The following is a 15,704-nucleotide window of genomic DNA, read 5'->3' as shown; positions in this document are numbered from 1 at the left end:
GGCACCTAAGCAATCAGTTCCAATACTTCCGCCTTAATTTTGCCTACCAAGTCCTCAGCCTCAGTCAAACTTGGCGCCTCCGCATAAATCCGTATGATTGGCTCCGTGTTCGACTTGCGCAGGTGCAACCAACTTTGAGGGAAATCAATTTTTAGCCCATCAATGGTGCTATGCTCTTCGTGCTGGTATTTTTGCTCCAATTGGTGCAAAATTGCTTCCATATCAAGTCCTTCAGGCAGGGAAATTTTATCCTTCACCATTTGATAATTGGGATAAGTGGCCCGCAAGGCAGAAGTGGTACCCCCAAATTTGGCCAACCAGGATAAAAACAGAGCTATACCGACCAGCGCATCGCGACCGTAGTGCAATTCGGGTACGATAATACCACCATTACCTTCGCCACCAATTCTGGCATTGACGGCTTTCATTTTTTCCACCACGTTCACTTCACCAACTGCGGCTGCAAAGTATTCACCACCGTGTTTGAGCGTGACATCACGTAAGGCACGGGAAGAAGAAAGATTGGAGACAGTATTGCCGGAGGTGTGTTGCAGCATGTAGTCCGCTACGGCCACAAGGGTGTATTCTTCCCCAAAAGCCTCTCCATTTTCACAAACCAGCGCCAAACGGTCTACATCTGGGTCAACGGCAATGCCCAAATCGGCATGGTGTTCCAGGATAGCTGCGGATAAATCGCGCAAATGTTCGGGTAGTGGTTCTGGATTGTGGGCAAACTGGCCATTGGTTTCACCATTGATAGTGATTACCTCGCAGCCCAGGTATTCCAATAAATCGGGAACAGTGATCGCCCCGGATGAGTTGACAGGGTCAAGTACCACTTTGAAACCTCGCGCCCGCACCAAATCCACTTCCACCTCGGGCAAATCAATAATGGCCTGGATGTGTTTTTGCAGAAAGTCGCCACCTTCTAGAACTTTCCCCAATGCATCAACAGACTGGTAATGAATGCCGCCATTGGAAATCAGGTCCAGTACTGCAGCGCCGTCGGCGGCTGAGATGAATTCTCCTTTTTCATTCAGGAATTTCAGCGCATTCCATTCTTTGGGATTGTGACTAGCGGTAATGATGATCCCGGCTCCGGCACCTTCAAAACCAACGGCCATTTCAACCGTGGGGGTAGTGGATAAACCCAGATCAACTACATCTATCCCAAGTGCGGTAAGGGTACTCGCCACCAGATCGCGCACCATTTTTCCCGAAATACGGGCATCGCGACCAATCACCACTTTGGGCGTATTGCCTTTTTGTAGTAGCCAGGTGCCAAAAGCGGCGGTACACTCTACAATGTCTTGTGGGGTCAGGTTTTGGCCGGGCACACCGCCGATGGTGCCACGAATTCCGGAAATTGACTTGATTAATGCCATTGGTTTGGATTAGATTTGGGGCAAAATTATCATTTTAATTCTACAGCATGGAACAAGTCATTGCCGTTGATCAATTTTTATTTGAACTCATCAATGGTCAGGCCCACAATGCAGTGCTGGATTGGTTGATGCCCATTTGGCGTGAAAAATCCACCTGGATACCATTATATATAGCACTGGCTGCTTTTGTGGGGTACAAATATCGATTGCAAGGCTTGTACCTGCTTTTGGCACTGGCTTTGGCTGTTGGCCTCGCGGATACAGTAAGTAGCAAAATCATCAAGCCATCGGTACATCGCTTACGCCCCTGCAACGATCCAGCCTTAAAAGATGAGGTGCAACTGCTGGTGCACTGTGGTAGTGGATACAGCTTTACCTCCTCGCATGCTTCCAATCATTTTGCAGTGGCTGCTTTTTTGAGTTTGACGCTAGGCTTGCCTTATCGTAGGATCCGCTGGCCCTTGTACCTTTGGGCAGCGAGTATTGCGCTTGGTCAGGTGTATGTGGGCGTACATTTTCCACTCGACATTTTTATTGGTGCGATTTTAGGCATTATTATTGGCAACATTGTTGCAAAAACGTATCTTCGCATACTAAATCCCACATTTCTACAGACTCAAGTTTAACACGAATGCACATTTGGGAATACTTGCTCCTATTTCTAACCCCCTTTATCGGAGGCATACCCGCATTTTATTTGGGCGATCGAAAGCCTAAATTGGTGCGCTTCATCATGTTGTTCAATGGTGCCTTTATTTTGGGGGTGGTTCTGGTGCAACTTTTGCCCGATTTGTTTGCGAAAGGAGATCATTACACGGGACTTTGGATGTTGCTTGGTTTTGCACTTCAGCTGTTGTTGGAAGAATGGTCAGGAGGGGTTGAACACGGTCATGTGCACTCGCATGGCAAAAAAACGGGTTGGCTGGCCTTTTCAATTATGCTTGGCTTGTGTTTGCACGCCTTGATTGAAGGTCTACCTTTGGGAGGCTACCGTACTTTTGCGCAGGCCTTTAATGAACAAAATGGTGACAACCAATTTTACCACCTCCTGATAAGCATTACCGTGCACAATATCCCGGCGGCATTTGCCCTTACTTCTTTTTTGCTGATGAGTGGGCTTAAGAAAATTTCGACCTCTCTGCTGCTACTGGTTTTTGCTGGGATGTCTCCCTTGGCTGCATTTTTCGCTCAGTTCTTTTTTCAGGATCCTAAAGTCCTACACATCTTGCTTTCGGTAGTTACAGGTAATCTGTTACAAATCGGCTCAACGATTCTTTTTGAAAACGACGCCCATACCAGTCATCATTTTTCCTGGGGCAAATGGCTGGCCCTTTTATTGGGGTTTGCTTTATCCGCCATTCATTTCCACTAGTCAATTATTTTGGAAATCTCTTTTTTATAAGTGGCATACACAAATTAATTTCTTGACATGTGGAATGTTCCGAATAAAAAATGGTGCTTATGCCTGCAATTGGATAAAATTCGGTTTGCAAAGATTAACTTGTTAGCGAATTTTCACTAATTTGCCCTCTTTAAGAATATTATTCGCTCACTATTTCGGTTTTCAGCATGAAATATCTATACAAGTCATTGATGTTTAGCATCATTTTGATTTTCTCTTCTTCATGCATCATTTATGCTCAAACGACCATACGGGGAGAAATTAAAGATGCGGGGAATAAAGAAGGCCTGGCCAATGCGACAGTGGTAATAAAAGGGACTACAGAAGGGACAGTAGCGGATTTGGAGGGTAATTTTGAATTGTCTACCGCCCAAAAATTTCCCATTACACTCGTCATTTCGTACGTAGGCTACACTGACAAGGAGGTTACCCTCAACAGTGTTCAGCCCAAACTAGTGATAGAGTTGGCTGAAGACGCAGTTACAATTGATCAGGTGGAAGTTAAAGGGCGGCGTATTTCCGAAAAGAAAGTCCAATCTCCCTTGACCATGGAAACCATGGATGCCATTGCGATTACGGAGACACCAGCTGCCAATTTTTACGATGGTTTGGGGTCTCTGAAAGAAGTTGACCTTACCGCGGCCAGTTTGGGCTTCAAAATCATCAATACCCGGGGATTCAACAGTACCAGCCCGGTGCGTTCATTGCAAATCATCGATGGTGTCGACAACCAATCGCCGGGTTTGAACTTCTCTTTGGGCAACTTTTTGGGTGCTTCTGAATTGGATGTCAACAACGTGACTTTGATCGTGGGTGCTTCTTCTGCTTTTTATGGCCCCAACGCTTTTAACGGCGTAGTGAGCATGCAAACCAAGAACCCATTTTTGCACAAGGGTTTGGAAGCTATGGTGAAAGGTGGGGAAAGAAGTTTGTTTGAAGCGGGTTTGCGTTGGGCGGATGCTTTTAAAAACAAGTCAGGAAAGGATGTTTTTGCTTATAAATTCAATTTCTCCGGTTTTAGAGCAAATGACTGGGTGGCGGATAATTATGATCCGGTTTTTGACACCCCCAGCAAAGCCAGCAATCCCGGCGGCTACGATGCTGTGAATATTTATGGTGATGAATACCTGATTTCCAATGACTTTACCGGAAACTTTAACTTGGTCGGAATGGGCATCATTCACCGCAAAGGCTACAAGGAAATTGACCTTGTAGATTACGACTCTGAAAACCTCAAAGCGGCTACTGCTTTTCACCTCCGCCTGAATCCGGCCAAAGATTTCAATTCACCGGAATTGGTCTTGGGTACCAATTACAGCACCGGAACTACAGTGTATCAAGGTGACAACCGCTATAGCTTGCGGGACATTCAGTTCTTTCAACACAAAATTGAGTTAAAGCAAAATGAGAAGTATTTCCTGCGTTTTTATGTAACCCATGAAGACGCTGGCAACTCTTATGACCCTTATTTCACCGCCCTGCAATTGCAAAACAATGCCAAAGAAGACATTCGTTGGGCATCAGATTACATCAACTTTTGGCAAACAACCATTAACCCCAGAGTACGTAAAATTGAAGGTTACCCGAATCCAATTGATTATCTTGGAAGACCTGATGAATTCCGTGCCGCTCAAAATTCATTTTTAGGCAAGCCTAATGTGATGGACTCCCTTGCTTATTATCACTCTTTGGCTCAGGTGCAAGTATCAAAAGGGAATCCTCTTTTTGAATCAGTAGATTTTTATGAGCCAGGTACCGCCCGTTTTGATCAGGAATTCAAAAGCATCACCACCCGTTTGGGCTACAGCGAAGGCGGAACTCGTTTTTTTGACCGTTCTGCCCTGTATCATACCCACGGCGAGTACAAATTTAACGACCTAGTTAAGCCAGATAAAGGTGGTTCCATTACCGACCTGGATCTTTTGGTTGGTGCAAACTTCCGCATCTACACCCCAAATTCAAAAGGCTCACTTTTGCTGGATACAGGAGACGTCAACATCAACACCTACGAATATGGCGTATATGGTGGAGGCACCATCGAGCTGGACAAAAGATTAAAAATCAGCGGATCGGTTCGTTTGGATAAAAACAAAAACTTCAACTACCTGCTTTCTCCGGCAGCATCCCTGGTGTATACTCCGACCAGAGACCAGGTACTAAGGGTGTCTTTTTCCTCAGCCATCCGCAACCCAACGTTGGCTGACCAATACTTGTTTTACAATGTTGGCCGGGCGATCCTGATTGGTAACCTGAACGGTTTTAATAACCTTCTAACCATAGAATCGCTGCGGGAATACCTCAACACCCGGGATAGAACCAAGTTAGATTATTTCAATGTTGCCCCCATTCGACCAGAACAGGTGCGCACCTTTGAAGCCGGTTACCGCAACACTTTCTTTGACAAGTTATACGTTGACGCCACCTATTATTACAGCTTTTACCAGGATTTTATTGGCTACAACATTGGGGTGGATGCAAAATTTGAGCAATCAACGGGCTTGCCCACTACGATTCAGGCCTACCGGGTAGCAGCCAATGCGACTGATCGTGTGACAACCCAAGGGTTTTCGCTGGGAACCAGTTATTATTTTGGGCAAAACTATGTCTTAAATGGCAACTACTCCTTTAACCAACTCAACACCTTGAGCGACGATCCAATTATCCCCGCTTTTAATACGCCAAAGCACAAGTACAATGTTGGCTTTTCCGGTCGGGATTTAGCGGTTGATTTTCTTGGGCTGAAATTTCCGGATTTTGGGTTCAGCATCAATTACAAGTGGATCGATGGCTTTATTTTTGAGGGTTCTCCACAGTTTACAGGTACTATCCCCAGCTATAACATGTTGGATGCGCAAGTAAACTGGCAGGTTAAAAAAATCAATACCACTTTTAAGCTGGGTGCATCTAACCTCCTGAACAATATGACATTCCAAACTTACGGCGGTCCAAGAATTGGTCGGTTGGCTTACTTGTCGCTGCTCTATGATTGGAATAAAAAATAAAAAATGGTATATTCAGGAGTTTATCCGCATATTGCTGGTAGACTCCTGAAGTTTTTTTAAGGTCATTTCATTTTAAATCACAAAAATTTTTTTCAAATGAAACAACTCAACACTTTGCTGCTGTTGTTGATTACGGTGGTGGGAACATTCAGCCTTAACGCCCAAAGTGCGCGTTACCGCTCGAATGTATTCGCTGGTTTTACTGTGCAAAAAAACGTGGTGTACGCCCGCAATATTTCTGTTTTGACCGGCGCTCCTGCTGCTCAAGACCTAGTAATGGATGTTTACACTCCAGCTGGTGACTCAGACACCAAACGTGCAGTTGTCATGTACTTCCACACCGGTAGCTTCTTGCCACCACTGATCAATGGCGGGATCACGGGATCACGTAGTGACTCTTCGGTGGTTGAATTTGCCCGTCGCTTGACTCGTTTGGGCTATGTGGTTGTCGTTCCTACTTATCGCCTGGGTTGGAACCCGGTTGCAACTGGCCCTACTGGCCAAAACACCCGTACAGGTACCCTTTTGAATGCTGCTTACCGTGGTATTCAGGACGCTCGGGCTTGTATTCGGTTTTTGCGTAAATCAGTTGCAGAAAATAGCAACCCTTACGGTATTGATCCCGAAAAAATGGTCTTGTGGGGCCAAGGTACGGGTGGATATATTTCCCTGGGAACTGCTTACCTGGATCGCTTTAAAGAAGAGATTCAAATCACCAAATTTATTGATACCGACAAATTGACGGCGTATGTTGATACCGCGCTCAATGGCAACCCATTTGGCACTACGGCCAAGCCGTTGAACCTGGTGAACCATGTGGGTTACAGCTCCGACTTCAAAATGGCGGTCAACATGGGGGGTGCCCTGGGCGATATCAGCTGGTTGGAAGGCAAAGCTGGCGAACCAGCTACGATTGGTTTCCACGTACTTTCGGATCCATTTGCTCCTTTTGCCGATGGGAACGTAATTGTACCTACCACTCGTGAGTTTGTGGTAGCTGTATCTGGTACCCGTTCTATCGTTCAACGTGCCAATGAAGTTGGTTTGAATTCAAAAATGAACCCGGCTGCCGGCGAGCAAATTTTTGTAAACCTTAAAAACGCAGTGTTGAAAAATGTGCCGCTGCCTTTCCCAACTTTCAGCTATAAAGGTGCAGCAACTACCCTCTCCACGGATCACATGTACCCATTTGTTACCCCTAATAACCGCTTTGAAGCTGGTCCATGGGAATGGTGGGATACTACTACTTTGAAACTGGTTGTTGCCGGAACCAACCAACAGTTGGGCTCCAATTACGATTGGAAGACGCTCCATTCCAATGGTTTGTTGACCAACCCGAACATGAGCAAAGCCAAAGCGATGGCCTACATCGATACGATGATGATGGTATTCACTCCACGTGCTTTCCTCGAACTGAATCTTGCTACATCTACCCACGATATCATCTCCGAAGATGTTGTAAAATTAAAAATCGGGCCTAACCCCGTTGCCGATCGGATCTATCTGGAAAGTGCAACGGAATTTAAAATGCGGGACATAGCACTTTACAGTCTCGATGGGAAGATGGTCCGAGGCTACGCCAATGTGGATGAGAATGATTTTGAGCTACAACGGGGAAGTATACCTCCGGGGACATATGTGTTGCAGGTCCGTTTTGATAAGGGGCTTGTGGCTAAGAAATTGATATTGAAGTAGTGGAGCCCCTTCGTGGGCTCCTTGATATGTGCGCCCCTGCGTGGTCACACGGTATGCAACCCTACGGGTCGCCTTTTTAGGGCAACCACGTAGGGTTGCCCCTACCAGATTTCCACAATCATTTCCACTTCTACGGCCATTTTACTGGGTAACGAACTCACACCCACCGCCGACCGGGCATGTTTGCCCTTCTCACCGAATACTTTAACCATCAAGTCGGAAAATCCATTGATGACTTTGGGCTGATCGCCAAAATCGGGTCCACAATTGACCATACCCAATACTTTTACAATTCTCTTGACGCGATCCAGACTGCCAATTTCAGCTTTTAGCGCTGCCAATTGATGGATGGCGGTGAGTTGGGCCGCCTCGTAGCCTTGCTCAATTGTCAGGTCGGTGCCGACTTTACCAATGATGTAGGTGCCATCCTCCTTGCGTGGGCCTTTGCCGGCTAAAAAGACAAGTTTCCCGGTTTGAACAGCATTGACATAGTTTGCAATTGGAGCCGAAACGGTAGGAAGTACAATGCCCAATTCGACCAGTTTTTGATCAATACTGGGTTGACCCTTGGCTGGCTTTTTATTCTGGGCTTGTAAGGAAATTCCTGTGATCAAGAGGCAAAACAGGAGAGAAAAGAGGTTGCGATTGCTCATGTTTTTTCTGTGCAAAATACACTTTTATCTAACTGAGGTGTTTCTTAAGTGCCTTAGGTTTCTTGGGTGGTGAAAAAAGAAAAACAAACAAAGTATATTTTTATCACCTAAGAAACCTAAGGCACTTAAGAAACACCCAAGTCACTTTTGTCTACTGCAACTCTATGACCCGTACCGAAAAAGGTTCAATCCGAATGGCATTCAAATTCACCGTCTCCTCCTTGAGCACATCTCGCCCACCTCGATAACCCTTCAGCATTTCGGCGTACCGCTCCAGTTTGTGCTCCTGAGCTTTATCCGTAGTGTTCCAAAGCATCATCACCCGTTTGGCGTCGTCGTAGCGGAAATAGACATAAACACCATCCTCAGGGATAAAATGTCGCGTTTTACCCGTTTGGAGGGCGGGCGTATTTTTCCGGTACTGCAACAACTTACGCAACAGTTGATAGGTCGTTTCTTCCATCCCCTGTCGACCCGCTGCTGTAAACTTGTTGACTTTGTCTTCCTTCCAACCACCTAAAAAATCTTTACGTCCCGCTTCACCAAACGAGCCCCCAGCTCCAGTAATCCCAATTTCGGTACCATAATATAGGCAAGGCAAACCCCGGATGGTCAAAAGTGCAGTCAACCCAGCGTGGTATTTTTGCCAATCGTTGTTCAGTACGGTTAAAAAGCGACTGACATCGTGATTGTCCAAAAAAGTGACATTGCGACGGGCATCCTGGTACAAGAAGTCATTGCTGAGGGTGAGGTAAAGGCGATTGGCACCCTCGGTCCAGCCTTGCCGGCCAGCGGCAGCTTCCAATAAGGCATAGTTCAACTGAAAATCTGTCACGGAAGGCAGAAAACGTTGGCCTTCGGTCAGGCGGTTTCCGGCGGTAAACTGTGCTTGTGAAAGCGTGCTTTGTACCCAGGTTTCGGCAAAAGAAGTAAAACCCGGGTATTCCTCTTGCATGCGTTTGCCCCAATTGATCATAAAATCCTGTTCGGGATAAAAATAGGTATCAATACGGAAGGCGTCCTGCCCGGAGTATTCCATCCACCAAAGGTTGCTGTACAAGAGGAAGTTGGCCAAAAATGGGTTACGCTGGTTCAGGTCAGGCATATGGCTGTCGAACCAACCAGTTGCCAAGCGCCGCCGATCCGCTTCTGAAACGTAAGGGTCGATCCAGACGGCATCGCGGTAATTGGACTTCGTGTAGGTGGGCCATTCCTGATTGATCCAATCCTTGAAGGGAATATCCCGGATGGTCCAATGCCGATCCCCCACGTGATTGTGAATGATGTCCATCACCACTTTGATGCCTTTGGCGTGGGCCTTTGCCACCAGTTGTTTGTACAATTCATTGCTGCCATAACGCTTGTCCACAACGTAGTGATCGGTAGGTGCATACCCGTGATAAGACTCATAAGGTTGGTCGGATTCCAGCACGGGCATGACCCAAATGGCCGTAATGCCCAGGTCTTGCAGGTAATCCAAGCGATCGATGATGCCCTGGATGTCGCCACCGTGGCGGAAGTATATTTTGTCCCGGTTCACCAGATCAGAACTCATGTCCTTAAAACTATCGTTGCTGGGGTCTCCGTTAACAAAACGATCGGGCATGATCAGGTACATATTGTCAGCTGGGCTCAAAGTTTGGTGGAGCAAAGGGCTGCGCTCACGGGCACGTAGTTCATAGGGGTAAGATTTTTGCCCATCACACAAAGAAATGAGCATTTGACCCGGTTTGGCAGAGGGGTTGATTTGCAAGTCAATGAACAAATAATTGGGGTTTTCGGCCGCGTGTACCTTCAATACCTTTACGCCGGGGTATTTAATTTTTACTGAACATTTGTGGATGTTCTGGTCGTAAATCATCAACTGGAGATTGGTATTTTTCATGCCTATCCACCAGTTGGGAGGACAAATCCGGGCTTTATCCACCTTACCTCCTGTTGGCAAATGTTGCCTGTACTCCGAAAGCTGCATGCCGATGGGCAGGCGTTGCATGGGGTCGTTGTCGTAAATGTTTTGAGCCATTAGTAAGGGCTGCCCGGTTAACCCAAAACAAAGGAGCAATACTGCTAGCGATCTGAACAATTTCATAAAAACAAATTTTTGGCAAGAAATAAAACCTTGCACGGCTTTCCAAGTTTTTAGTGTGCCACTTCCCGGAATCATAGAACCACTTTCTCGTGCTTGCCTTAGATGGTGCAAAAACAAGAGGAACCCAAAATTTTCAGCCCTGCCATTTTGACACCCCAGCCCACATTGGCACGACATATGCTAAGAGATAGGCGTTATTTAAACCTAAAGTTTCAAAACTATTTACTAATATTCTGATTATGAAGCCTATCAACGATCGAGTTGTTGTTAAACCCGCTCCGGCTGAAGAGAAAACCAAAGGTGGTATCATCATTCCTGACACCGCCAAAGAAAAACCGCAGCGCGGTGAAGTTGTGGCTGTTGGCCCAGGTAAAGACGGTAATTTGATGACCGTACAGGTTGGCGACATCGTTCTTTATGGCAAATATGCCGGTCAAGAGCTGAATTACGAAGGTCAGGAATACCTGATCATGCGTGAAGACGACATTCTGGTGGTAATTTAATCAACCTGTCACTTCGTCTTACTGACTTTGGGCGCATGACATAGCGTCCTCTTTCCAAATTACCTTTTTCGACATTTAAATTCAAAAGCAATATGGCTAAGGAAATTAGCTTCAACCGCGACGCAAGAGAGAAATTGCGCGCTGGTGTAGATGCTCTGGCTAATGCAGTGAAAGTAACCCTCGGACCCAAAGGCCGTAACGTGGTTATTCAAAAAAGCTTCGGCGCTCCCCAAATCACCAAGGACGGGGTTACCGTAGCCAAAGAAATTGAACTGGAAGACGCCGTTGAAAACATGGGCGCTCAAATGGTTAAAGAAGTAGCTTCCAAAACCGCCGATATCGCGGGTGATGGTACCACGACTGCAACCGTTTTGGCTCAAGCCATGATCAATGCAGGTTTAAAAAACGTTGCTGCTGGTGCCAACCCAATGGACCTGAAGCGCGGTATGGATAAAGCTGTTCGCAAAGTGGTAGAAAACCTCAAAGAACAGTCTGAGCAAATTGGCGACGATTTTGAAAAAATCAAACAAGTTGCTGCAATCTCTGCCAACAACGACGAAGAAATTGGTGCCCTGATCGCAGATGCGATGAAGCGGGTAACCAAAGATGGCGTCATCACCGTAGAAGAAGCCAAAGGTACCGATACTTATGTAGATGAAGTATTGGGTATGCAATTCGACCGCGGATACCTCTCTCCTTACTTTGTGACCAACACAGAGGACATGACCGCGGAGTACGAAAGTCCATATATCCTGATCACTGACCGCAAAATTTCCAACATGGCCGACATCGTGCCAGTTTTGGAAAAAGTAGTAGGTAGCGGTCGTTCCTTGTTGATCATCGCTGAAGACATCGAAAGCCAGGCTTTGGGCGTATTGGTGGTTAACCGCCTGCGTGCCAACCTGAAAATCGTTGCCGTTAAAGCTCCTGGCTTTGGCGACCGCCGTAAAGCAATGTTGGAAGACATCGCCGTATTGACAGGTGGTACCGTGATCTCCGAAGAAAAAGGCTACAAACTGGAAAGCGCTGGTTTGGAGCACTTGGGACTTGCCGAGAAAATCGAAGTGGACAAAGACAACACGACGATCATCAACGGCAAAGGCGACGAAGAGCTGATCAATTCTCGCATTGCGCAGATCAAGCAGCAAATTGTTGCTACTACTTCTGACTACGACCGTGAGAAACTGCAAGAGCGTTTGGCTAAATTGTCAGGCGGGGTGGCAGTACTTTATGTAGGTGCACCCACCGAAGTAGAAATGAAGGAGAAAAAAGACCGCGTTGACGATGCGCTGCACGCAACCCGTGCTGCTATCGAAGAAGGTATTGTTGCAGGTGGTGGTGTAGCCCTGGTACGTGCGATCAAAGCACTGACCAATGCCAAAGGCACCAACGAAGACGAAACCATCGGGATGGCCATCGTGAAAAAAGCGCTGGAAGCTCCTCTGCGTTGCATTGCTGAAAATGCTGGTGTAGAAGGCTCCGTAGTGTTGCAACGGGTATCCAACTCCAAGGATTCTATGGGTTACAACGCCCGTACCGACAAATACGAAGACCTGAAAAAAGCAGGCGTAATTGACCCTACAAAGGTTACCCGCGTTGCTTTGGAAAATGCTTCTTCCATTGCCGGAATGGTGTTGACTACCGAATGTGTGGTAAATGACAAACCAGAGAAAGATGCTGCAATGCCAAATATGCATGGCGGCGGCGGGATGCCTGGGATGATGTAATATAGTATAAGTGGAAAAGGCTATCTTTGACTTAGGTTGGAGATAGCCTTTTTTTATTGGTTCAATTTTTGGGGTTCGCTCCAATTCCACTTAATACATCATTTCTTCACCCCTGGGTTGAGCCTCTTATAAACAAACAATGAAACATCTAACTTACCTCTCGCTGCTGCTCTTTACAGTAGCCCAACTCCAATTTACAGTCGCACAAAGTCCTATCCCCGCCCTTCGCAAGCAGGGCGACGTCACCCAGTTCATTGTTGATGGTAAACCCTTCATTATGCTGGGCGGTGAACTCGGCAACTCCTCCGCCTCTACCATTCAAAACATGCAGTCCATTTGGCCCAAACTCAAGGCCATGCACCTCAACACGGTGCTCATCCCCGTCTATTGGGAATTGCTCGAACCCCAAGAAGGAAAATACGACTTCACATTACTCCGCGACTTGATCAACGATGCTCGTAAAAACGAGCTCAAAATAGTTTTCCTCTGGTTTGGTTCCTGGAAAAACAGCATGTCGAGCCATGCTCCAGCCTGGATCAAACTCAACCAGGACAAGTACCCCCGGGTAAAAGACAATACTGGCCGTAGCCAGGAGATTCTGAGCTCATTCAGTGAAAATAACTTGCAGACCGACCTGCGGGCTTTTGAAAAACTGATGGGCTTCATCAAGGAATACGATGGCACGCAGCACACGGTCATCATGGTGCAAGTGGAAAATGAAATCGGGATGTTGCCCTCGGCGCGGGATCATCACCCCTTAGCCAATGCAATTTTCCAAAAACCAGTACCTGTCGAACTGATCAAGTACCTGCAGCAAAACAAAGAAAAACTGGTTCCTGAATTTCTGCAAATCTGGAAAAACAACGGCTACAAAACCACTGGCAACTGGGAAGAAGTTTTTGGCAAGGGGCTCCACACCGACGAAATCTTCATGGCCTGGTACTATGCTCTTTTTGCCAATAAAATCACTGAAGCGGGCAAAAAAATCTATCCCTTACCCATGTTTGTCAATGCAGCCTTGAATCGTCCCGGACGAGAGCCTGGCAATTACCCCAGCGCTGGCCCCCTACCCCATTTGATGGATGTGTGGAAAGCCGCTGGCCCGGCCATTGATTTCCTGGCTCCCGATTTTTACAATCCCGATTTTAAGCACTGGAACGACCTGTATACCCGTCAGGGTGATCCTTTATTTGTTCCCGAGCACCGTTTTGACCCAACTGTTGCTGCCAAGGCAATCTACGCCATTGGCCATTACAATGCACTCGGTTTTTCCCCCTTTTCCATTGAATCAACCGAAAAGCCAAGTGAGGAAGGTTTGGGCAAAATATACCAATTGATTGAATCCCTCACTCCACTGATTACCAACAACCAGGGCAAGGGCAAAATTGAGGGTGTGCTTTTGGACAAAAATAACGCTGAAACGATTGTGCGGATGGGCAAATATGAGTTTACGTTTAAGCATGAGTTCACCTTGGGCTGGTCTCCAGGGGCTTCCGCTACGGACTGGCCGATGGCCGGGGCGATGCTGATCCAGACGGGTGAAGATGAGTTTTATGTGGCGGGAACGGGCGTGGTGGCTACCTTCAAACACGTCAGTGACCCAGCCCTTAACATCGGCATTTTAAAAGTGGATGAAGGGGCTTTTGAGCAAAATCAGTGGAAAATTTTGCGGCATTTGAATGGGGATCAAACGCATCAGGGGCGGCATGTACGGATTCCGTATGGGCAGTATGGGGTGCAACGGGTGGAGTTGTATGGGTATCGGTGAGGTTGGTACTTTAATTTTTCGTACTTGGGCCGTGTGCAGCGTTTGTCTAAACGCTAGGATCGTTGAGGATGAACCAGTTCATGGAAATCAACTATGAATTTATTTTCATTTTTAAAAAATTCAATCATGTACATATCCAAATGTTGATACAAGGCTTCGTCCATAAATTTCACATCTCCTCCATTGGCATTTTTAGACTGCCCCTCAAAGGTTTGCTCTGTCTCTTTTGCAATGCGGGTATAGTTTAGATCTGCTGTGCCTTCCGCATATTTAGTTAAAAAATTTAGTATGAACTTTTCCTTTGGATTTTGGGAATCCAGCTCAATATGCTGAAATTTATCATTGTTATAAACATTCGAAATATTGGAGAATGTATCATGTTCCCATGCCATGGGGACTATATCGTCGGTATTAATCACAGAGATGTAGTTGTTTGCCCCTAAAGTGTTTTCAGCGTATTTTGCAAATGCTACATCGCCAGATGTTGGACCCGCAGTAGGATAAGTGCTTACAGGAATAGTTGGGTATGTTTCTTTTATTTTTAATGCCACCAAAGGCGAAAGCGCACCTCCAAGACTATGCCCACAAGTAATGATTTCTATGTTGTCCGCTCCAATTTGCTGTATTTCGGCGGCAAAGAATTCCATTAGCATTTCATTTGAGCCATATTTAAATTTACCCAATACTTTTTTCAAGCCAGTCATACTTCCTCTTGAGATATGGCCTTGTTCTGGGTTTTCAGCGTTCCATAGAACTATTTTTTTCACATCAATATCTTCACCAAATTCTTCGAACCAGGATAATCCATTTGTTCCGGCAATAGCCACAATATATACGTACTTATGTGTTGCTTTGTCCATCCCTTTTGCTACAAACATGGAGTTGTTCGCATGATGTTTGCCTGGTAAATCTATTAGTGAGTAATTTAACGCAGGCCCCCACACAACTTGCCAATCACAGTCCCATAAAGCTTTAATTTTTTGGCTTGCAACATTATCCGATGAGATAATTGTTTCTATCCGGTCGGAATTGGCTTCTAAATCGGGAATAGAAGCCGAGTAGTTAAAATTAATATTGGATAGCTGTGAAAAAAGCATGATTGTTTTTGCCTTAGAATCTATTTGAGTTGCCATAAAAAAAAGATTAGAAAGTTACTCCTACTCTTATGGATTTTCGGAATGCTCCCCGTTTTTTTGAATGGTGGCTGGGCTCCATTGTAAAAAATAGTGCCTGTAATCGTGAAGATTTGTCGGCAATTAAAAACTGTTCCGGTCAATTTTACTCTTCAATTTCCACCCTATACGTTTATTCTAGGATTAAAGTGGAAGATGATCTTACGCAGGCTGATGAAAAATTTATTCTGGCTATGTTGCTAGCTTACTCATTTGAAGCTCTACAATTTCAATTGATCGGACGGGTGCTGAGCGCCCAATCGCATTTTGACCTGTTTCTAATCGATCCGAATTAAAGGTTATGAAAT

Annotated in this window: 11 protein-coding genes; 7 read left to right on the top strand and 4 right to left on the bottom strand. The window is 46.0% G+C overall.

Going from position 1 to position 15,704, the window contains the following annotated elements; all coding sequences use genetic code 11:
* Positions 1-5: 5 nt before the first annotated feature.
* Positions 6-1,385 carry a phosphoglucosamine mutase gene (gene glmM / locus ACO08K_RS23680; RefSeq protein ID WP_421798960.1) on the bottom strand — a complete coding sequence of 460 codons (1,380 nt, stop codon included), beginning with the start codon at positions 1,383-1,385 and terminating at the stop codon, positions 6-8.
* A 47-nt stretch (positions 1,386-1,432) separates the two neighbouring features.
* Here glmM and ACO08K_RS23675 point away from each other — a divergent pair, with 47 nt between their 5' ends.
* From ACO08K_RS23675 to ACO08K_RS23660, 4 genes are all read left to right on the top strand, one after another.
* Complete coding sequence (locus ACO08K_RS23675; RefSeq protein ID WP_421798959.1) at positions 1,433-2,011, top strand: phosphatase PAP2 family protein; 579 nt, start codon at positions 1,433-1,435, stop codon at positions 2,009-2,011.
* A gap of 5 nt (positions 2,012-2,016) precedes the next feature.
* Positions 2,017-2,757: a ZIP family metal transporter gene (locus ACO08K_RS23670; protein ID WP_421798958.1), complete on the top strand. Its 741-nt coding sequence runs from the start codon at positions 2,017-2,019 to the stop codon at positions 2,755-2,757.
* Positions 2,758-2,954: 197 nt separating this feature from the next.
* Positions 2,955-5,789 (top strand): TonB-dependent receptor domain-containing protein, encoded by a 2,835-nt coding sequence (locus tag ACO08K_RS23665; protein WP_421798957.1) that lies wholly within the window; start codon positions 2,955-2,957, stop codon positions 5,787-5,789.
* Between the two features lie 96 nt (positions 5,790-5,885).
* Complete coding sequence (locus ACO08K_RS23660; RefSeq protein ID WP_421798956.1) at positions 5,886-7,484, top strand: T9SS type A sorting domain-containing protein; 1,599 nt, start codon at positions 5,886-5,888, stop codon at positions 7,482-7,484.
* A 101-nt stretch (positions 7,485-7,585) separates the two neighbouring features.
* Here the strand turns inward: ACO08K_RS23660 and ACO08K_RS23655 are convergent, their stop codons facing one another.
* Together ACO08K_RS23655 and ACO08K_RS23650 are read right to left on the bottom strand one after the other, a co-directional pair.
* Complete coding sequence (locus ACO08K_RS23655) at positions 7,586-8,137, bottom strand: RidA family protein (RefSeq protein WP_421798955.1); 552 nt, start codon at positions 8,135-8,137, stop codon at positions 7,586-7,588.
* A gap of 151 nt (positions 8,138-8,288) precedes the next feature.
* On the bottom strand, positions 8,289-10,226 hold the full coding sequence (locus ACO08K_RS23650; RefSeq protein ID WP_421798954.1) for a glycoside hydrolase family 13 protein: 1,938 nt from the start codon (positions 10,224-10,226) through the stop codon (positions 8,289-8,291).
* A 239-nt stretch (positions 10,227-10,465) separates the two neighbouring features.
* Between ACO08K_RS23650 and ACO08K_RS23645 the strand changes: the two genes are divergently transcribed.
* The 3 genes from ACO08K_RS23645 (at position 10,466) to ACO08K_RS23635 (ending at position 14,224) form a co-directional block, all read left to right on the top strand.
* Positions 10,466-10,729: a co-chaperone GroES gene (locus ACO08K_RS23645; protein ID WP_413776687.1), complete on the top strand. Its 264-nt coding sequence runs from the start codon at positions 10,466-10,468 to the stop codon at positions 10,727-10,729.
* A gap of 92 nt (positions 10,730-10,821) precedes the next feature.
* Positions 10,822-12,456 (top strand): chaperonin GroEL, encoded by a 1,635-nt coding sequence (gene groL, locus ACO08K_RS23640; RefSeq protein ID WP_421798953.1) that lies wholly within the window; start codon positions 10,822-10,824, stop codon positions 12,454-12,456.
* A 139-nt stretch (positions 12,457-12,595) separates the two neighbouring features.
* On the top strand, positions 12,596-14,224 hold the full coding sequence (locus tag ACO08K_RS23635; protein ID WP_421798952.1) for a DUF5597 domain-containing protein: 1,629 nt from the start codon (positions 12,596-12,598) through the stop codon (positions 14,222-14,224).
* 53 nt (positions 14,225-14,277) lie between these two features.
* Here the strand turns inward: ACO08K_RS23635 and ACO08K_RS23630 are convergent, their stop codons facing one another.
* Positions 14,278-15,357 (bottom strand): lipase family protein, encoded by a 1,080-nt coding sequence (locus ACO08K_RS23630; protein WP_421798951.1) that lies wholly within the window; start codon positions 15,355-15,357, stop codon positions 14,278-14,280.
* Between the last annotated feature and the right edge of the window lie 347 nt (positions 15,358-15,704).

This window comes from Haliscomenobacter sp. (genome assembly GCF_965225875.1).
GTDB lineage: Bacteria > Bacteroidota > Bacteroidia > Chitinophagales > Saprospiraceae > Haliscomenobacter.
This window is presented reverse-complemented; position numbering and strand designations above follow the sequence as displayed.